General features: G+C 34.2%; 25 protein-coding genes and 1 other RNA gene. 8 read left to right on the plus strand and 18 right to left on the minus strand.

The window, feature by feature from the left end; translation table 11 throughout:
• The first annotated feature begins 211 nt into the window (after positions 1–211).
• Positions 212–1,969: an aminodeoxychorismate synthase component I gene (gene pabB, locus CRO45_RS10020; RefSeq protein ID WP_097149522.1), complete on the plus strand. Its 1,758-nt coding sequence runs from the start codon at positions 212–214 to the stop codon at positions 1,967–1,969.
• Between the two features lie 63 nt (positions 1,970–2,032).
• Here the strand turns inward: pabB and CRO45_RS10025 are convergent, their stop codons facing one another.
• On the minus strand, positions 2,033–2,947 hold the full coding sequence (locus tag CRO45_RS10025) for a LysR family transcriptional regulator (protein ID WP_097149523.1): 915 nt from the start codon (positions 2,945–2,947) through the stop codon (positions 2,033–2,035).
• A 264-nt stretch (positions 2,948–3,211) separates the two neighbouring features.
• Between CRO45_RS10025 and CRO45_RS10030 the strand changes: the two genes are divergently transcribed.
• Together CRO45_RS10030 and CRO45_RS10035 are read left to right on the plus strand one after the other, a co-directional pair.
• Entirely contained in the window at positions 3,212–4,522 is a 1,311-nt protein-coding gene (locus CRO45_RS10030; RefSeq protein ID WP_097149524.1) for a GntP family permease, read from the plus strand.
• Between the two features lie 97 nt (positions 4,523–4,619).
• A complete protein-coding gene (locus CRO45_RS10035; protein ID WP_097149525.1) occupies positions 4,620–5,378 on the plus strand; it encodes a 3-hydroxybutyrate dehydrogenase in 759 nt (252 codons plus the stop codon).
• A gap of 141 nt (positions 5,379–5,519) precedes the next feature.
• Here CRO45_RS10035 and CRO45_RS10040 read toward each other — a convergent pair whose 3' ends face one another.
• The 4 genes from CRO45_RS10040 to CRO45_RS10055 form a co-directional block, all read right to left on the minus strand.
• Entirely contained in the window at positions 5,520–5,708 is a 189-nt protein-coding gene (locus CRO45_RS10040) for a hypothetical protein (protein ID WP_097149526.1), read from the minus strand.
• Positions 5,709–6,043: 335 nt separating this feature from the next.
• Positions 6,044–6,532, minus strand: coding sequence for a DUF4306 domain-containing protein (locus tag CRO45_RS10045; protein ID WP_097149527.1), 489 nt, complete (start codon positions 6,530–6,532; stop codon positions 6,044–6,046).
• A gap of 163 nt (positions 6,533–6,695) precedes the next feature.
• A complete protein-coding gene (locus CRO45_RS10050) occupies positions 6,696–6,908 on the minus strand; it encodes a hypothetical protein (protein ID WP_097149528.1) in 213 nt (70 codons plus the stop codon).
• A 135-nt stretch (positions 6,909–7,043) separates the two neighbouring features.
• A complete protein-coding gene (locus CRO45_RS10055) occupies positions 7,044–7,505 on the minus strand; it encodes an SRPBCC family protein (protein ID WP_097149529.1) in 462 nt (153 codons plus the stop codon).
• Between the two features lie 312 nt (positions 7,506–7,817).
• On the opposite strand from CRO45_RS10055, the gene CRO45_RS10060 reads away from it, so the two are divergent.
• The 3 genes from CRO45_RS10060 to ffs all read left to right on the plus strand — a co-directional run bounded on the left by CRO45_RS10060 (position 7,818) and on the right by ffs (position 9,708).
• Positions 7,818–8,777: a hypothetical protein gene (locus CRO45_RS10060; RefSeq protein ID WP_097149530.1), complete on the plus strand. Its 960-nt coding sequence runs from the start codon at positions 7,818–7,820 to the stop codon at positions 8,775–8,777.
• The gene (locus CRO45_RS10065; RefSeq protein WP_097149531.1) at positions 8,777–9,313 is read left to right on the plus strand and encodes a hypothetical protein; all 537 of its coding nucleotides are present in this window, start codon (positions 8,777–8,779) and stop codon (positions 9,311–9,313) included. The genes CRO45_RS10060 and CRO45_RS10065 overlap by 1 nt, the downstream gene beginning before the upstream one ends.
• Before the next feature lie 127 nt (positions 9,314–9,440).
• Positions 9,441–9,708, plus strand: an RNA gene (ffs, locus tag CRO45_RS10070) — signal recognition particle sRNA large type.
• Between the two features lie 114 nt (positions 9,709–9,822).
• On the opposite strand, the gene CRO45_RS10075 is transcribed toward ffs, so the two are convergent.
• Positions 9,823–10,164 (minus strand): hypothetical protein, encoded by a 342-nt coding sequence (locus CRO45_RS10075; protein WP_097149532.1) that lies wholly within the window; start codon positions 10,162–10,164, stop codon positions 9,823–9,825.
• A gap of 110 nt (positions 10,165–10,274) precedes the next feature.
• Between CRO45_RS10075 and CRO45_RS10080 the strand changes: the two genes are divergently transcribed.
• Complete coding sequence (locus CRO45_RS10080) at positions 10,275–10,901, plus strand: LysE family transporter (protein ID WP_097149533.1); 627 nt, start codon at positions 10,275–10,277, stop codon at positions 10,899–10,901.
• Here CRO45_RS10080 and CRO45_RS10085 read toward each other — a convergent pair.
• From CRO45_RS10085 to CRO45_RS10100, 5 genes are all read right to left on the minus strand, one after another.
• Positions 10,898–12,265, minus strand: a complete 1,368-nt coding sequence (locus tag CRO45_RS10085) for an amino acid permease (RefSeq protein WP_170949461.1) — start codon at positions 12,263–12,265, stop codon at positions 10,898–10,900. The two genes, CRO45_RS10080 and CRO45_RS10085, sit on opposite strands and share 4 nt — an antisense overlap.
• A gap of 106 nt (positions 12,266–12,371) precedes the next feature.
• Positions 12,372–12,572, minus strand: a complete 201-nt coding sequence (locus CRO45_RS10090; protein WP_097149534.1) for a cold-shock protein — start codon at positions 12,570–12,572, stop codon at positions 12,372–12,374.
• Positions 12,573–12,706: 134 nt separating this feature from the next.
• Positions 12,707–12,877 (minus strand): hypothetical protein, encoded by a 171-nt coding sequence (locus CRO45_RS20055; RefSeq protein WP_170949462.1) that lies wholly within the window; start codon positions 12,875–12,877, stop codon positions 12,707–12,709.
• Between the two features lie 150 nt (positions 12,878–13,027).
• Positions 13,028–14,203: an MFS transporter gene (locus tag CRO45_RS10095; protein WP_235864573.1), complete on the minus strand. Its 1,176-nt coding sequence runs from the start codon at positions 14,201–14,203 to the stop codon at positions 13,028–13,030.
• 167 nt (positions 14,204–14,370) lie between these two features.
• Entirely contained in the window at positions 14,371–15,159 is a 789-nt protein-coding gene (locus CRO45_RS10100; RefSeq protein ID WP_097149536.1) for a DUF2935 domain-containing protein, read from the minus strand.
• Between the two features lie 110 nt (positions 15,160–15,269).
• On the opposite strand from CRO45_RS10100, the gene CRO45_RS20060 reads away from it, so the two are divergent.
• Positions 15,270–15,425, plus strand: a complete 156-nt coding sequence (locus tag CRO45_RS20060) for a hypothetical protein (protein WP_170949463.1) — start codon at positions 15,270–15,272, stop codon at positions 15,423–15,425.
• A 121-nt stretch (positions 15,426–15,546) separates the two neighbouring features.
• Here CRO45_RS20060 and CRO45_RS10105 read toward each other — a convergent pair whose 3' ends face one another.
• The 7 genes from CRO45_RS10105 to arsC all read right to left on the minus strand — a co-directional run bounded on the left by CRO45_RS10105 (position 15,547) and on the right by arsC (position 19,462).
• Complete coding sequence (locus tag CRO45_RS10105; protein WP_097149537.1) at positions 15,547–15,753, minus strand: hypothetical protein; 207 nt, start codon at positions 15,751–15,753, stop codon at positions 15,547–15,549.
• 73 nt (positions 15,754–15,826) lie between these two features.
• Positions 15,827–16,453, minus strand: coding sequence for a zinc dependent phospholipase C family protein (locus CRO45_RS10110; RefSeq protein WP_097149538.1), 627 nt, complete (start codon positions 16,451–16,453; stop codon positions 15,827–15,829).
• Positions 16,454–16,539: 86 nt separating this feature from the next.
• Positions 16,540–17,022 carry a GNAT family N-acetyltransferase gene (locus tag CRO45_RS10115; RefSeq protein ID WP_097149539.1) on the minus strand — a complete coding sequence of 161 codons (483 nt, stop codon included), beginning with the start codon at positions 17,020–17,022 and terminating at the stop codon, positions 16,540–16,542.
• Positions 17,023–17,046: 24 nt separating this feature from the next.
• Complete coding sequence (locus CRO45_RS10120; RefSeq protein ID WP_097149540.1) at positions 17,047–18,375, minus strand: NAD(P)-binding domain-containing protein; 1,329 nt, start codon at positions 18,373–18,375, stop codon at positions 17,047–17,049.
• 62 nt (positions 18,376–18,437) lie between these two features.
• Complete coding sequence (locus CRO45_RS10125; protein ID WP_097149541.1) at positions 18,438–18,647, minus strand: hypothetical protein; 210 nt, start codon at positions 18,645–18,647, stop codon at positions 18,438–18,440.
• Between the two features lie 39 nt (positions 18,648–18,686).
• Positions 18,687–18,956, minus strand: a complete 270-nt coding sequence (locus tag CRO45_RS10130) for an ArsR/SmtB family transcription factor (RefSeq protein WP_097149542.1) — start codon at positions 18,954–18,956, stop codon at positions 18,687–18,689.
• Positions 18,957–19,048: 92 nt separating this feature from the next.
• Positions 19,049–19,462, minus strand: coding sequence for an arsenate reductase (thioredoxin) (gene arsC / locus CRO45_RS10135; protein WP_097149543.1), 414 nt, complete (start codon positions 19,460–19,462; stop codon positions 19,049–19,051).
• Positions 19,463–19,472 lie beyond the last annotated feature (10 nt).

The raw sequence follows: 19,472 nt of genomic DNA on the forward strand, positions 1-19,472 counted from the left end.
ATTTGGTAAAACTATAAAAAGTTGTAACGCTAAACCCAGTTACAAGGAATAAATTTAAAGTAAGCACTGTCATTAAAGCATTTATGCTATTGGCAGTGCTTTATTGCTTCGTATCTTATATATACATCATCAAAATCATAGCCTTCTTCTTCACTTTGTTATATGTTAGAGAAAACATAAATACTGACGAACTGAAGAAAGGGTCACCAACATGAAACATACTTCATCCAATGATCAATCACCACTGCTTTCATTTGAATTTGCTACATCATCAGGCGAGATACAGCCTTTAACTTTCCGCAATCCAATTCAATTGATAGTGGCAACTAAAATAGAAGAAATTCTACCTTGCTTTGAGCAAATACAAGAAGCTGTTGAAAAAGGATATTATGCTGCTGGTTTTCTTACATACGAAAGTGCTCCAGCCTTTGATGCTGCTTATAAAGTACGAGATGGCCATACGATGCCGCTTCTCTGGTTTGGCATTTTTTCAGAACCTCAACAAGGGTCACTAAATAGTTCTGGTACCTTCCATATAGATAAATGGGAACCTACTGTTAGCATTGAGGAATACAACGAAGCCATCAAGTCTATTAAACAATCGATAGAAAAAGGCGATACATTCCAAACAAATTATACAATTCGTCTAAAGTCGACCTTCGAAGGTGACGACATTGCGTTATTTCAAAAACTAAAACGAGCACAAGCTTCTAATTATTGTGCCTATATTAATACTGGTGAACATAGCATATTATCTGCTTCCCCTGAGCTATTCTTTCATATTGAAGGTGACAAAATTATAACTCGTCCGATGAAGGGAACAACTTTAAGAGGCAAGACGGTAGCTGAAGATGAAGAGAATGCTAAATGGTTATACCATTCAGAAAAAAATCGTTCGGAAAATGTAATGATTGTGGATTTACTTCGAAATGACTTAGGAAGAATTGCGGAGCTTGGTTCCGTTCATGTGACGAAGCTTTTTGAAGTTGAACAGTACCCTACTGTTCATCAAATGACTTCTACAGTAAAAGCGAAAATTGCACCTGATGCAAGTTACTTTAATATTTTCAAAGCAATATTCCCTTGTGGTTCAATTACAGGTGCACCAAAAATTAGCACGATGGACATCATTTCTCAAACAGAAAGCACACCTCGCGAAGTATACTGTGGAGCCATTGGATATTTTGCCCCTAATGGTGAAGCGGTGTTTAACGTACCAATTAGAACCGTAGTCATTGACCGACAAACTGGTGAAGCCACTTATGGTGTTGGTGGCGGGATTACTTGGGATTCTACCGCTAAAGGTGAGTATCACGAAGTTCTCGCAAAAGCTAGTTTTCTCGAAAGAGATGTACCAGAATTCCAATTGCTAGAAAGTATTTTATTACAAGATGGAGAGTTTTTCTTATTAGATGAACACCTTCGTCGCCTATCAAATTCAGCTAAGTATTTTGGCTTTTCATTGAACATAGAAGACGCCCGAGCAGCACTTTCGGAAATTGTCCAAAAGCATAAAGATGGTGAATATAAAATCCGTTTACTTTTAGATAAATCAGGTACCTTAACAACTGAAGCACAACAGTTAAAAACGATGAAGGCGCCAATGACCGTAACGTTAGCTGACAAGCCTATTAATAAAGAAAATCTTTATTTATATCATAAAACCACACATCGAAAAATGTATGAAGATTATCAAAATAAATTCAAAGATTATTTCGATGTTCTCCTTTGGAATGAAAATGAAGAGTTAACGGAATTCACTAATGGAAATATCGTACTTGAAATAGACGGTTCCCTTTGGACACCCCCTATCGAATGCGGGTTACTATCGGGCACATATCGCGAAGTCCTTATAAAAGAAGGCCGAGTCAGTGAGAAAACACTAACTTTAGCTGACTTAGAAAAGTGTACAAACATCTGGTTTATTAACAGCGTGAGAAAATGGCTTCCGGTTCAATTAACAAAGTAGAGAAAAAAAATAGAAACCAATAATCTTTCTTCCGAAAACTATCGATGAAAGATTATTGGTTTTTTAAAATTGCTTATATTTGTCTTTCGTAAATTGTAAAAATGCCGTTGCAGCAGGTGTTAGTTCAGTATCTTTTTTGTAACTAATAACAACATTATTTTTATATGTTGGATTTCCAATCGTATATAAATTTGATTCAAATACAAGTTGGTCACGTGTTACAACACATTCAGGAATTAACGTTATACCTAACCCGCTATTTGCTAATCTGAATGCATTTTCAATATTATTCGTGTCTAGTATTATATTTGGTTTAATATCGTAATGCTCAAAAATTTGATCAGTTAATCGGCGCAAGCCTAATCCTGGTTTTAACAATATAAATTTATCATTGTTTAACCGAGAAGGATTAAATGGAATATGCTTCGGCTCCGTAATGTTCTTCTCGTATAACTCATGTCCAGGTGGAATTACTAGATAAATATTTTCTTCATATAATCTTTCATAAACAAGATCTGAATTTGTAATAGGCAACATATTAATACAAATATCAATTTTATTTTGAAGAACTAATGCCTCCATTTCAGCAGCAGGTGCTTCCTCAAGTTGAACCTCAATGCCTGGATATTTATCCATAAATTGAGGAAGAAATTTGTACAACGTATGAGAAGCAAGAATTGGATTAATTCCAATTGTTAACCGGCCTTTTTTCAAATTTGAAATCGCTTCAAGTTCATGTTGCATTTTTTCGTAAGTTTTTTGTATGTCTTTCATATATGCGACATACAATTCACCTGCATAAGTCAATTTGATAGGTGTCACTTGACGATTGATTAACTCAACACCAATCTTTTCCTCTAAGTTTTTTATAAATTTACTCAAATATGGTTGTGAAACAAAAAGTGCATTTGCTGCGTGTGAAATACCCCCATATTCTTCAATAGCCTGTAAATAGTTTAGAGACAAATTTTCTTTCATTTCTTTACTCCTCGATTCATGTATAACGAAGATTATTCGCTATAGTTACCTTTTCATACGAAAATTTATAGAAAAAACGAACAATACTGCTCTCAAGTATGAAACCGTTTTCTTCAAAAACGCATAATAACTTAAATGTTATACTCGCAATAATAAAATAAGTATTATAAAGTCCGACAATATTATGACATAATTCTAAAAGTGAACAGATACTGTCAATAATAATTCACAATTTACAACTAGAAAAACAGGAGGACAAATGATATGGGAACTTTAGGAATTCTTATAGCAATCACAGTCATCGTCTATGGTTCGATGAAGGGATTCAGTATTGTATTTATTGCTCCTGTAGCTTCGATTATAGTCATATTAACAAATGGAATGGAGTTCTTCCCTAGTTTAATTGGAACAGAAGCTTCATTTATGACAGGGCTTACAGGATTTATTGTTAGCTTTTTTACCATCTTTTTATTAGGTGCAATTTTAGCACAATATATTGAAAAAAGTGGTGCAGCACAATCGATTGCACAACAGGTACTTAAAATTACAGGAACGGAGAAACCATTTCCTGTATTAGTAGCAGTCTTTTTAATCAGTGCCATTTTAACATATGGTGGAATTAGTTTATTCGTTGTATTATTTGTCGTTATTCCCCTTGCAAAACCATTGTTTAAACAATTAAACATTGCCTGGAATTTGATTGTTCTTCCAGTATTTTTAGGTATTGGGACATTTACGATGACAATGATGCCGGGTACACCTTCTATTCAGAACGTAGTACCATCGAAGTACTTAGGAACACAAATAACCGCAGCACCTCTAATAGGGATCGTAGCTACAATAGTCGCTATTGCTTCTGGTTTATGGTATATGCGTAGAGCATTAAATAAAAGTTTAGTAAATAAAGAAACATTCCAAGTAGATGAGAATGCTGGTAAACAAATTGAGTTAAAAGAAAAAACACCTTCTTTCTTCTTAAGTATCTTGCCTATTTTAGTGTTAATGGTGTTTATCTTTGCTGGTAGTGCGATGAAAGTAGAGAATATTGTGTTAATTGGATTAGGTGCAGCTGTTATTACTTCTGCTATCTTGTTCCATAAATATATCCCTTCACACAAAGAAGCATTGACCTTAGGTGCGAACGGTTCTATTATGCCAATTTTCTTCACAGCATCATCTGTTGCGTTTGGTGTTGTTATTATATTAGCACCAGGATTCAAAGCAATCTCCGATTTTATATTAGGCATTCCTGGTGATCCATTAATTAGTTTAGCAATTGCTTCTTCAGCGCTTGGGGCTATTACTGGTTCAGCTTCAGGTGGGCTTGGCATTGCAATGGAAGCGTTTGCGGAAAGTTACTTAGCAATGGGTGTAAACCCTGATGTAATGCACCGAATTTCAGCAATTGCTTCAGCTGTATTTACAGGAATACCACACTCAGGTGCGGTTTTATTACTATTTGCTCTAACAGGTTTAACTCATAAAAATGGATTCAAATACGCATTCATTATTATGACAGTACCAAATTTATTAGCATTAATAGCTGCTTTATTATTAGGTATTTTCTTATATTAATAAATATTGGAGAAGATGAGACTTCTTCTCCAATACTTAACAAATATTATTAATTACTATTAATTTACTTATTAATTACTTCTGGAGGTTATATATTATGAAAACAACAAATCGTACAGTTCTTGTCACTGGTGCCGCTCAAGGTATAGGTTATGCTATTGCAGAAGAATTTATCGCAAACGGTGACTTCGTAGCAATTTTTGACTTAAATGAAGAAGCTGCACATGCTGCCGCTGAAAAATTAGGGAATGCTAAAGGCTATAAAGTAAACGTTGCAGATGAAACTTCAGTTAAAACTGCAATCGACAAAGTAATTGCTGAACGTGGTTCAGTAGATGTGGTTGTAAACAACGCTGGTTTACAATTTATCTCTAAAGTTGAAGACTTCCCAGTAGAAAAATGGGATCTTTTAAACGACGTTATCTTAAAAGGTACTTTCTTGATGACAAAACACTCATTAAAATCAATGCAAGCTCAAAATTATGGTCGTATTATCAACATCGTATCTGCTCATGGTCGTGTTCCTGATGCTTACAAATCAGCTTACTGTGCTGCTAAAGCTGGACAAACTGGATTCTCTAAAGTTGTAGCTTTAGAAAATGCTACAAACGGAATTACTGTTAACTGTATCGAACCAGGACCAGTACGTACTGAATTAATTGAAAAACAATTACCAGTATTAGCTGAAAAAGATGGTACTTCTGTAGAAGAAGCATTAAATCACCACATCTTAGGTAAACAATGGATTAAACGTTTACTTGAGCCATCTGAAATTGGTAAAACTGCTGTATTCTTAGCTTCTGAAGGAGCAGCTGCCATCACTGGTGAATCAATCCCAGTTACTGGTGGACTTTAATTTCTAATTTGTTGAAAAACGCTTGGAGAGTTTACTCTCCAAGCGTTTTATGCATTCATCTTTATATTTTCCCTGTGGAAAAAAGCGTCGTTTAGATAGTCGATTCAGACAGCAACCTAATTCAGTTGATTTTTGTTCTTACTAGAATGCTACCTCAGATTTCAAAGTATTTCGTCTTACTCGTATATATATTCCTGTTGTTTTATTGATCACTTGGGAAATTTCCTTTGTATGTGTGATTTCCAACCAATCATTTTGTATATCTACAAATAATTTTACTTCCTCATCACTTGTTCCACTTTTAATACCGCTAAATAATAAACTAGTCAACGTAATCATCCCTTCAAAAATTGCAATCTAAAATAAATTTATATTACCCGAGCCAATTAAAGTTATAAGCAATGATCCCAATAGTTGCCCCAATAATCGCACCTATAAGATAATAAAATCAAATTCTTTTACTGAACCTTTTTTCAGTTTCCATTAATATGATCCCCTTATTGCTAAGCCATATCTCGCAAGGGTTAAAAGTAAAACGATACTCTTTATGATAATGGAGAAAAGCTGGAATTGCCAGATGATACTGAATAAAGAGCTGTCACAATGTATGAAAGTAAAATTAGTCAATCACTTCGAATTAAAAGCGTCAATCCTAATCAACGCTTTTATATATCGCTTATTTCAGTATTTTGTTGTTTATGTTTATTTTTAAGAAAGAAGAACATTGATATAAGAATCGTTAACACAGCGCTTAATAATAATGTATAAAAAAACAGACTTCCTCCTAAAGTGGTAGCATCATAAAACATTGAACTTGCCCCAAGACAAAGAAGTCCAATAACAAAGGCGAGCAACATTCCCTGATTTATGTTCCTTTTTCCAACTAAGATTAGAGTTAAACTAGCCATATATAGCAAACATATTAGAATAATCATTGGGAAAAATGGCTGGAACTTAATGGCATACACAAAATAATCGAATACGAAAATTTCTTTTCCTGTCAAAATTTCAGTGCCTAATAAGTGAGTAAAAGGGGTTGAATAATCCCATTCCAAACTATTTTCAACGATGGCACTTCCTTCATACCAAGCAGCAACTGTTGAGAATAACAACACCACGCCGCTAATCATTATTTGAAGTAAATATTTAAACATTTATAGGCTCCCCCTACAATACAGTCTTTAAAGAATAACGCAAATTAACAAAATACGTTTCCACATCCTCCTGTCTTTTCATAAATGTGGTTTACTTACATAATAAAAAAAGAAGTTTGGAATTTATATCGGATTCCAAACCTCTTTTTTTATAGTCATTCGATTAATTATTTTCTAGTAACTTATCGTTGTTTTCCTTTTTATTAATTTTCCTAATTTCAAAAATTCCACCTAAAATTCCAATAAAACCGCTGACTGCAAATAAAGCAGGAATAAATTCTATCACCGGATATTCCATGATTAAGCGATACACGCCAGAGAAACATAAAAGAAGACTACCAAATAACCCAAGTTGGGCTCTGTACTTTTTAGTCATCTTCCCCTTCACCACCCTATAAATCTTTAGCTTTTCATGTATTTCTTATTTTATTTTTCTAACTCTACAATCTTTCCATTGAGTCCTATTATAAATAAATGCATTAGCTACGAGAATCAGAACGAATTCATAGATTTACTTTATAGAAACTGCAGGTAACGTTCTCTCTGTTTCAAGCAAAGTCTTTAAGTTACTAAGGATTGCTGGCCATCCATTATTAATCCCTTGAAAACCTGAGTTTTCATCGTAAAAGTCAGTTGGTAGAAGAAATTCATGTTTTAATGTTAACTTGACGGTTTCTTTCATTGATTGCAGAGTAAAAGTTACTTTTGGAGCTTGATCTCGTTCAGTATGATCCTCTACCCAAAGAAATGTATAAGATAGTCGTTGACAAGGCTCATAGTTTACTAAAACTCCATGATCAGTTAAAATGTCTTCTTCATCATGGAATGTAACCGGTGATCCCTTTTTCCAATCCGATTGAATCTTTCTACCAAACCAATATTCTTGCGTATAATCCTTATTAGTAAGTGCATCCCATAACTTTTCTGGAGTCGTTCCAATGTAAGTTACATAACTAAACGTTGAGTAGCTCATTTCTATCCTCCTATTAACTATCTTCATTTCATACTACATGGCAACTTTCTTATCATCGAATTTCATTCACTAGACGAAATCGTTATACGACATAACCATAATTATGTGCAATTGCACATAATTATGGTTATGTCCTATGTTAAATACGTTAATACGAAGTTTTGAGAAAAATAATTCAACGACATTATTTTTTCAGATCAAATCAGTTTCTCTTTATTGTCAAACTTCAGAAATAACTATCATCCTTCGAAAACTTCCTTTATTCTAGTATAAAGGGTTTTGTAAATTTTTTGAAGAAATGAGTGAAATGTGTTGAAAGAACGTTATCTTTGGATAGGTCTTTTTATTGTGCTATGTAGTATGGTTGGTAACGAATTATATTTTCAGTCAAAAAAATTAACCGAACCAATCTTCTTACAGCATTACTATGAAACATTTGTATATGAAGGTAACCAACTTCAATTTTTCTATTTAAGTGATAAGGCTGAACCAGCTGAAGTTAGTTATGTCACTGTTAATGATGTAAAGATGAATCCAATTGAGGTTCCTTTTCCTTCATTCTGGAGCAAAGACGTGTACAGACCTGATATTAAAGAAGAATTTACCCACCATACCTTACAATCTGTAACTTTACAATTACCAACAGATAGTATTCCTGTTAATGAGGGTTCAGATGATATATGGACTTTTAACAATATGGAAGTTACTTTTACTAATGGCAAAACGATTGAAGCAAATATCGGTGAAGTGCGTGTTTATGGGAAGTTGCAAGCTGATGATGCCCTAAAAAATACTTATGATTCATCAAGTAACCGCAATTTTTATGAATGGTACGCAGTTGCAACAGAGCCATTAACAATTGATGGTATATCAATTCCTTTCTCTGAGCAGGTTGGAACAGATCTTTACCTTAAATTGTTTTTCGAGCCTAAAATAACTACTCAAGTTGATATCGATACCTATTCAAAGATACCAGATTGGTATAACGAGAAATTTTTGTCTGATATGCTTTTAGATGATTTGGAGGGTGTTTCTCTAAATGATGAGCTATTTCCGATCCATTTAAGTGAGTCGGATTACATGAAACTGTATATGTATTTTAGTCCTGAGAGCAAACTTGCATTTGATTTCAATATTACGATTTATGGTACCACAGATGATGGCGAGCCTTTTGAATATGCAGTCCCTATTAACTCTAGTAATCGTCCTTCCCTAACAGAAGAGGACGTTAACAAAATCATCGAAAAACAGACGGGAGGTTTAAATCAGTAATGAGTCCGATTTTCCGTAAGATTTTTTGGGGCTATATCCTAACGATCTTTGATATACGAATCTTCATTGATATACTCATAGATCCTATCGGTTATTATTTGATCTACTCAGGAATTAAGCAATTAATAAATAAATTTCCAATTGGCAATAAATCAAAATATGTATCCCTAGCATTGATATTCTATTCAATCCCTTCCATCTTTTATGAAGATACTCTAAATGATTGGGATTGGTATTATGGGATTTTTTCATTGATGGATTTAATTTTAGTGTTTTATCTATTCCAGCTTATTATTGAAATTGCAAAAGCTGCTAATGATCCATCATTTGAAAAGCGTTCCTTATGGACTGGTAGAATCTATTTCATTAACATTTTTATCATATACTTGTTTTCAAGTTTCCTCCCGAATATTCCATTAAATAATTCATTGATTTTCATTTCTATTATCATTCTTTTGTCCACTCTCGTATTAGAAATTATGTTCCTTGTTTTACTCTGGGCAACAAGGAATTTATATGTAAAGCTTGATGAATAACCGTTCATCGAGCTTTTTTCGTAATATTCTATGAACCGCATTTATAATTCTAGGTGGTATCATTATAGAAAAATATCAAAATAGTATTGCGTATATCAAATTTATATTATATAATTACATTACTTGTCCGTGCTAGTTGGGGAGGTAGCGGTGCCCTGTAACTCGCAATCCGCTATAGCGAGAATGAAGCCCTTTTCTAGGTTGTCTGTATTGTAGTGCCTGCCTATTACACGTAGTGTTGACGGTCGGGTCCCGCGCAATGAGTACCCATGAACCATGTCAGGTCCGGAAGGAAGCAGCATTAAGTGGAGTTTACTCATGTGCCGTGGGGTAGCCTAACCTGAGCTGGCGATAATAGTAACGACTATGAGCGACTATCGAAAAAAGGTGCACGGTCATAGAATACATAAATATTACGATCTCAAACAAAATCAACCCTATGTTGGTTTTGTTTTTTTATATTTAAAAAGCAATTTCAACCTATTTATAATGTTGAAATTGCTTTTAATTTACTCTTGTTTATCATCTTTACTCGCAATTTTTTTAGTAATACCACGGTAAATTTGAGTATACATCGTCCCTTGAACGACATGGTCTAAGAAAAAGTTTCCTACTAACTTTAAGTATTCATCATCGTCATACATTTTTCTGTTTTGAATTTCCATCTCTGCTAAACTATCGTAAGTCGCATGAATTGCGTAAGTATAATCATGACCAGTAATAGGAATTAACACTTCCACCGAATGATCATATGTTTCGTTTCGATACTTCTTAATCTCCTGCAAATTTTCGATAGCCTCTTTAAATTTCTCTTGCTTAATCTGAAAGGTTTGATAAACATATACAGGCATTACTTTGACTCCTTCTCACATTTAACTAATATATTTCATATTTTGTCCTACCTTGGCCAAGCAGTGAATAGGATGGTATAAACGATTTTTTCACTTAAGGAGTTTACAATATGACTACTTTTCTTGGTTATATCTTTCTTGGGATTTCCCTTGCTGCTCCAATTGGTCCCATTAATGCCGCCCAGCTAACAAAAGGAATCTACGGTGGCTTTTTCCATGCTTGGGTACTTGGATTAGGTGCAATGTTAGCTGATGCATTTTATATGCTCATCGTGTATTTAGGTGTGTCACAATTTCTTGAAACAGCGTTTATGCAAACATTACTTTGGTCGTTTGGATGTTTTGTACTCATTTATACTGGTGTTGATAGTATTATGAGTGCCAAAAAAGAAGTTGAATTAAAATACATTAAGGGAAGAACTTTAAAGAAATCTTTCCTTTATGGGTTTTTATTATCTCTTACAAATCCGTTATCAATTCTTTTTTGGCTAGGTATATTTGGATCGGTTCTTGTTGAGACCGTTTCAACTTATGATATGAATCATGTCATTTTATACAGCTTAGCGATCTTTGTTGGTTTATTTATTTGGGATGTTACTATGGCGTTTGTTGCAAGTAGTTTCAGGAGATTACTTAAAACGAAAGTGTTAGGGTTAATATCAATTATTTCAGGTCTTTCACTTATTGGATTCGGCTTATATTTTGGTGTACAAGCTATCCGATTAATGTTTTTCTAATAAATACCTTTAGGAAATTCTTTCGTTTTCTTTTTACTCCCTTTTTTCATAAAGAGAATGACGATGAGTACAATGGCAATAAAGACTATACTAACAAAAAACCCAATACGGTTTGTCCCATCTAGTATGGTGCCACTTACTGCAAGTAAGATTAAGAACATTGCAAGAAATCTTTTAATATGATCAAATTTCGTTGCTTTTATTAGTTTAGGAAACGAAACAAGTATGAAAAACCAATTGTAAATGAGCATCAATCCAGCCGCTGTTGTAATATATTCGTATACTCGATCTGGGACAAGCCTTGAAATTATTATGGAAAGTATTAATACTGAAATTGTTAATGCTAAAGCAAACGGAGGTACTTTTAATTTTCCTTTCTTAGCAAAAACCTTTGGTGCATCCCCATCCTCTGCCATAGTTAGTAACATACTTGTTACAGCAAATAATGAAGCTGCCATTGTAGAAAAGCCTGCAATAATAATAGCTCCTATAAATACATGTGGGAAAAATGCCAAATTATATTTTGCAAGAGCAATAACGAATGGACTTTCTTGCGCATTAAACTGATCAAACGATGCAAAACCTGATGCTAAAAAAATTGAAATTAAATAGATAGACGTTAATATGATGAGCATGACGGTTGTTGATTTAATGACTTCATTTTTATTTTGAAGTCTCATGGAGAGTATTCCCATGATCTCGATACCGCCAAATGCATAAAACCCAAATATTAATGATGTCCATAATCCAATGATTCCATTGGCGAAAAGCGAATCCATTGAGTTCGGTAAAGTAAAATCAGTAATCTTACCGCCAAAGTTTCCAAATAAAATTAAAATCGCTAATATGATGAACATAAAGATTGCTGCTACTTTCATAACTGCAAAAATGTTCTCTACTCGTTCAAAACCTTTCGTACCTATTAGGACAACGATAATACCAAGGGTTGCATATATTGATGCTAATATCCACAAAGGGATTTGTGGAAACCAAAATCGAGTGAGTAAAGAAAGTGCTGTTAGCTGACTGCCAGCAATCAACATTTCGGAAAACCAATATACCCAACCACTACTAAATCCAGCCCAACGACCATACGCCTTTTTGGCATAAGTACGAAATGAACCTTTTTGTGGGTCCTGTATGAACATTTTTCCTAAAATTTCTGAGACAATCATTGCTGTTAATCCAGCTAATATAAATGCAATAAAAAAGGAAGGACCAGTTTTAAATATTCCAATACCTGAACCTAGAAAATAGCCTGTACCAATTGTACAGCCAACACCAATTAGGGAAAGTTGCCACCATTTTAACTTACCTTCACCATTCTTCTCACTCTTCCCTCCAACACGTGCTGGGATTTCCATTAAAAACTCCCTCCCTTAAATTCCTACTTATTATGGGCGTGAAATATTAGTTTATACAGGGAGCGGAGGACAATAAAAATAGACCCTAACCGGGTCTATTTTTACGTTAAGCTTTTTGAACGTTTTTAGCTTGTGGTCCACGTTCTCCATCTTCTATTTCAAAAGTAACGTTTTGTCCTTCTTCTAATGATTTGAATCCTTCACTTTGAATACTTGAGAAATGTACGAATACATCATCTCCACCTTCACGTTCGATGAATCCAAATCCTTTTTCAGAGTTAAACCATTTCACCTTACCATGTTCCATACTAAATGCCTCCCCTTGCTGTAATAATCCATAAGGTTTTTGTTAAAGCTAAAATATAAAACCCTAATAGACACTTATAAATAAGTGTACTCTTAGGGTTCTGTCTGAGGAATTAAGTTTTGTCTTAATGTAAATTAACAGTCTTCGCAGTCAACATTGTTATCATTGTTCTTATTATTGCGATTAATATTTACTTCCTCAGCGAACTCTTCTCGGTTAGCACGCTGTCTGTTTGCATTTTGGTTTTGATTTTGTTGTTTCGTTTTGTTTTGTGTTTTGTTGTTTTTATGCTTATTGCTTCCCACAATATCACCTCCATCACTCTTATTTTGAGTTAAGGGAGGTTTTTTATCCGCAAAAGGGCGGTTGGAATTATTGCTACTCTTACTGAATATACACAGTAAGTACAATTAAAATCAGTGATTCCGTTCCTAACCTTTATTAGTAAAAAAATTCTAATTAGTAATTGTATCCTTCTTACCATGTAACAAATAGTATATACCTGTGGACACTAACACTAAGATTCCCAAACTAATATATAGATTACTGTAAGTTGTTAATGGAAGAATCAAACCAAGTAAATATGGTCCAAATCCAAGTCCAGCATCAAGAAATATGAAGAACGTTGACGTCGCAAGTCCCATTCGTTCAGGTGGTGTTAACTTAATGGCGATTGCTTGTGTACAGGATTGCATATTACCAAACCCTAAGCCAATTAATGCACCGGATAATAGTAAAGTGAAGCTATTGTTAGAAAAACCTAACAGTATCATACCTGCTGTAAATATAATAAAGGCTGGATACATAACGTAATTTGCACCCTTCAAATCCATTAATCGCCCTGTAAATGGTCTTGAAATTAACACGGCTATCGAATAAACAAGAAAGAAGAAACTAGCTGTTTCCACTAAATTAATTTCAATCGCATAAAAATTAATAAAAGAAAGAACACTTGAATAACACAAAGCTAACATTAGTGTAATAACTGCTATTGGAACTGCCTTTGGTTCAACAAACTGAGAAAGTTTAAAGCCTTTAATATCAGTTGCTTTTGATGAATTTGTAAGTAATGGCACGTTCACAAAAAATGTAGTAATTACACTATTGACCCCTAATACTAGACATAAACTAAAGATCATATTTGTTGATGTGTATTGAGTCATTAATAGACCAAGGAAAGGACCGATGGCAGTAGCTAAAGTTGAGCTCATGCTGTAATATCCGATTCCTTCTCCTTTACGAGTTTTTGGAATGATTTGCGCAACAATCGTACCAGTCGCAGTACTTGCGATTCCCAACGCAATCCCATGTAAAAACCTTGTAAAAATTAGAAAGGCAATGCCAAAATGTATGTAATAAAGTGAAGTCGTTAAAAGATAAAAAACTAATCCAATAAATAAAGTTTTCTTCAAACCTATTGAATTAATACTTCTCCCTATGAATAGCCTTCCTACTAACGCCCCTACAATAAATATCCCAGTCACAAGGCCAGCTTCACTTGTTGAAGCTTGGTATTCTTCTACTGCATAAACACCTATAATTACTATTAATAAATAAAAAACTAGCGCTAACAAAAAATTTATAGTGGATATAATAATAAAATCCTTTGTCCACAATTGCTCTTTTTTCACTTTTAACCCTTCAATCTCTATCTTTTTTGTACGATTTAATTATGAAGGTAACTATATTGCTCCTTGTTCAATATGTCAAGATATCTATAGGAATAATCGCAGATTTTAATTTTATGCAATTAAAAAATGCGTTAATTCATTGCTGAACTAACGCAGGGTTTCGATATTTATCTTGCATTCAAATGAGCTTCATACATATCAATAATTTCTAAGAATCTTTCAGCTTCTCTAAATGTATGGTCCGCAAGGAGTGGATGAATGTTACTCTTAATACGACATTCCTCAATTAATTCTCTCGCTTGTTTCTTAAAGTCCCTTAAAGATTTAGTAGATACTTTATTTTGATCTAACATTTGCCCTAATATTGGTCTTGTTTCAGATTGGGGTCTCATCGAATCTAAATCTTGTGCTTGGAATAACAATTGGTCAAAGTCATGACTAAATTCCCTTGCCTGTGCTACTAATTTTCTTTCAGACGGGTCTAACAGGTGACCAATGAACTTAGCATGATCTGCCATAATCTTAAGGAAGAAAACATTTTCTTTAATAATATCATCAGGTTTTGGTGCTAATACCCCTTCATTGAGTTCCTTTAACCTTCTAGCAAAGTATGCGGCTTCCCTACTTGTATGGTCCACCAGTAATGGGTAATTATTCGTTAGGATTTCACAACGTAATGTTAAGTCCAATATCTTTCTTTTAAATGCCCAAATGTGTACTGCAGCTGAGTATACTTCGGTATTAAAGGCTTGAACTGCACGTAAATCAGAGTTTAGCGAAAATCGACTTAATTTCTCTTCAATTCTTTCAAACAAATCATAGTAATATTGTGCTTCTGCTATTAAATCTTTTTGTTCATACGTAAACCCTAACTTCAAAAACAAGGAATGCTCCTTCATGATTCTTGACCAAAACTGAATTTCATTTAGTGACCGCGCAACAATGGGATTTGCCATGGGGGACCCCTCCTAATTTATTTTCCTTACATGTATATGTTAGAGGCCCCTTGTCCTATTTCTTATGAATGAATTAGTCAATTTTACTTGCGCATTTGAAGGATTTACTTGTGAAAATGGTTGGTTTACTTGTGGATTTGAGTGGGTTACTTGCGATTTCAGAGGGGTTAATTGCAATTTTAATTTTATTTGCGAATATGGTGGATTTATTTGCGAGATTAATTGGTTTACTTGCCATTTTAGGTGGTTTACTTACGATATCCTAGAGGTAATTTGCGGTTTTATTGTTAGTTGCGATTTCTAATGATTTATTTGCGAATTCGGGGGATATACTTGCGAAAGCTTACAATAACAAAAAAAATCCTATTTCCATTCAAAAATAGGATTTTAACACTTACTTATTTTTTTCACTTGTTTTTTTGTCAAACCTCGATGACTCATTTCTAACTTTAAGATTGATAAGTATTTCTTAATCTCTAAATAATGATTGAGATCCACAAGTGAACATCTATCTTTTTGTTTTTCTTTAAAAAGTTTCTTTTCTTTTTTATATTTAACATAAAGAGTCGCAAGTTCTTTATCAGTTACATTCATATCTATCACCACTAGTATTATAAATCAATTAAATGAAATGTAAACATAATGTAAAGGTAAATATAGATATTTGTTAATACCCTTTAGAGAATTCCTTTAATTTCATTAACTTCAGCAACCCTAAATCAACAGAAGTTTCAATGTATCCAACGATTTGATCGAATGTAAATACATTTAATTTTTCCTTCTCTACTAGGTCAGAATCATAATCCATATCTCCGATTACATAAGGTATGAAATTTATCACATCTTTAGATTTAACCTCATCCAGGTCAATAATGTTAGGTTGAATACTAAGACTTTTTCTTAAATCATCTTTAAATCCATAGTAATCTAATAACTTTCCGTTCAGTAAGCGGAAATCATTATGATATTGTTGAAAGATTTCTTTGTTAGTTTCCATGCGATTTCTTAACCACGGAAGATAAAATCCCTTTAACCAAATATCATCTGCAATCAAATGCGAATAATAACCCAATATATATTGATTTTCAATATGGGAACGATATTTATGGAAAAACCCTTGATAATCAATGCTTCGATTAAATTCTTGAACATCCCCTGTATAGAAATGTGAATCATCTTTCGGCGAAACCGCATCAGGAGCAATACCCCCAAGTAAAAATTCCGTTCGATTCTCGATTGAAAGCCTATCTGCAATTCTATTAGCTATGATTAAATGCATGATTCTTGAACCCATTTTTAATCCCCCCTCTTTTTTTAATTTCAACATAAAAAACGCTAATCCTTTAACATTAGCATTTTTATAAAATAAACCATTTTTAATTAATTATTTTTAGTTCTTCTCTCCATAATAATCGTGTCATGCCACGTCCCGTATCTCTGGGCAATTTTCTCTCTCGTACCGACAACACGAAAGCCAACTCTCTCATGAAGTGCAAGACTAGGTTTATTAATAGCAAAAATGGAAGATTCGAGTGTCCAAAAGCCCTCTTTTTCACTATCTTGAATCATCGTTTCCATTAATAATGTTCCAATCCCTTTACCTCGAGCAGATTCGCTTATATAAACACTAATTTCACCCACACCCCGGTAAACTTTCCTACTTGACACTTGTGATAAAGTAATCCAACCAACTATAATCCCCTCGTATTCTGCAACGAAACGTAATTTAGGATGGTACTTCTTATCCCATACTTCTTTGGAGGGGATAGTTGTTTCAAATGTCGCATATCCCGTAGCTAATCCTTCACCGTATATTTTCAGCACTTGATCTAAATCAGTTTCAACCATTTGACGAACTTGCATATAAATTCCCCCGCTTAATTGCTATTAACAACAACTACTAATTCCACTACTACATACACCTGTTTCAGGTAGTACTAATTCCACACGTTTTGCACTTTCTAAATCACCTGTTAGATATGCAGTGATGGAACGAACTTGTTCATAGCCTGTTGCCATTAAGAATGTTGGTGCGCGACCGTAACTTTTTGCTCCAACTACATAAAAGTTTTCTTCTGGCTGACGTAACTCCTCTTCTCCATGTGGTCGCACAGTTCCACAACTATGCACATTTGGGTCAATTAATGGTGCTAAAGCTGTAACACTTTCTGTTACTGGATCAATATTTAAGCGAAGTTCGCTATTAATCAAATAATCTGGTCGACTACCCGCGTTTACAATTAATCGGTCATATCCATCTAAATTGATTTCTTCATTTCTGCTTGTGCCTCTGATAGTGATTTTTCCACTTTCACTTAATGAAGTAATAAAGAACGGTGTTATCACCTTAATTATTTCTTCCTCCACAAGTTGGCGTATCCGTGTGCCAAGAGCCCCTCTTTCAGCAAGGGCATCACTCTGTTCACCACCGTAAGCAAGTTCAACATTTTCTTTACGTAAAATCCAAGTAATTTCTGTTGATGGAGCTGTTTCCTTTAATTTAACCAAGTTTAAAAGTGAATTGATTGCAGAGTGCCCGCCACCAATTACAGCTAGTTTTTTGTTCGCATAGAGCGTTGGATTCTCTTCACAATTAGGAATATGATAGTCAATACGTTCACTTAATGCTTTTTCTATCGGAAGCCATACACCGTTTCCTTGTGCTGGGTTTGGATTTCCCCAAGTACCCGTAGCATCAAGAACTGCACGAGCTTCAAAAGTCTTAACTTCTTCATTACTATCAGCATATATGATAAATGGTGTACTAGTTCTGTTTTTATTTTTCATTTTGTCATTGTACTTTCTTGTAATTGAGATGACACGATGATTTGTTAATACAAATGGTTTCAATTGGTCTAATTCAGACAATGGTTTTAAATATTGGTCAATAATTCCCTGCCCTGTTGGCACGTCATCCTCATTGGGTAATTGCGATCCTGATTGTAAGAGCAATTCTTTTGCAGTTGCATCAAAGTTATATTTCCATGGTGAAAACAGCTTTACATGCCCCCATGTACGAATGTTTGCCCCTACTTCGCTTCCTTTTTCTAAAAGGATAAAAGGTACGTTTTTAGCAGCAAGTTGTGCAGCAGCCGCAAGTCCGACTGGCCCCGCCCCAATAATGGCAATAGGAAGCTTCGTTTCAGGCTCGAAGCAATTTGTCGTAGGTTCACAACAAGTAGCAGATTGATTTAAAATATTGAATGTCATTTTCATTTTAAAACCTCCAAATATAAGTATTTGCTTATATATCGTACAAATAAATAAGTAGCACAAAGCTACTTATCATTTTCTGACTGAATTTGTTTTAAAGCTTGAATATACTGTTCTCTTGTATGTTCACCATATTCTTCAATATTTCCATTAAAAAAGTAACTTTCAACAATTTTTTGCATTTCATCAATTGAAGAAGTTCTCGTTAATAAAATTAACCTCATATACGAGTAGAAGAACTCTTTACTCTTGTTACCTGAATGATGGACAAGCATATAATCGCTCCCAAACTTTTATGACTCACAAGTAGTGCATTAATTTGGTAATTGATCAATAATTGCTTGGATTACAGGTGATTGCTGTTCAACAATTCTGTAGTGTTTCCATGTCCCAACTTTGCGAGCAGTTACTATGCCTGCTTCTTCAAGTTTTTTTAACTGTTGACTAACAGCCGGTTGAGAGATTCCGATGACATCAACTAGGTCACAAACGCAAGTTTCTCCTGACTTCAAACAACTAAGTAAAGTAAGACGATTCACATCTGACACCGCTTTTAACTGTTTTTCTAAAAATTGAATGTCCAATTGTCGTCACCTCAGTTTTCCACATATATAAGTATATGCTTATATAATAATATTTTATATTTCTAATTTCAACCATTTTTTTAAATTTTTATTCAACAGTTTTGCGCAAACTTTTGAATTCGCGAACCTATTTCATCGCGCACACGTTGAAAAACAGCCCACTTTTCTTCATCGGTTCCTTGTGCTTTTGCAGGATCGTCAAAACCCCAATGCTCTCGGCGAACGTGCGGTGGCGTAACCGGACAATTATCTGCCGCATCACCACACAAAGTAACGACTAAATCGGCGTTATTCAGTGTTACTATGTCAATAATGTCTGACGTTTGGTATGAAATATCAATTTCTATTTCATTCATCGCTTTCACGGCATTTGGATTTAGACCATGGGCTTCAATTCCTGCACTTTTCACTTCCCAATCAGGAAGCAATTTCTTTGCCCAGCCTTCAGCCATTTGGCTTCTACAAGAATTACCTGTACATAAAAAGTAAATTGTCTTTTTCTTCATATATAAAAAC

This window comes from Ureibacillus acetophenoni (genome assembly GCF_900220965.1).
GTDB classification, from domain to species: Bacteria; Bacillota; Bacilli; order Bacillales_A; family Planococcaceae; genus Ureibacillus; species Ureibacillus acetophenoni.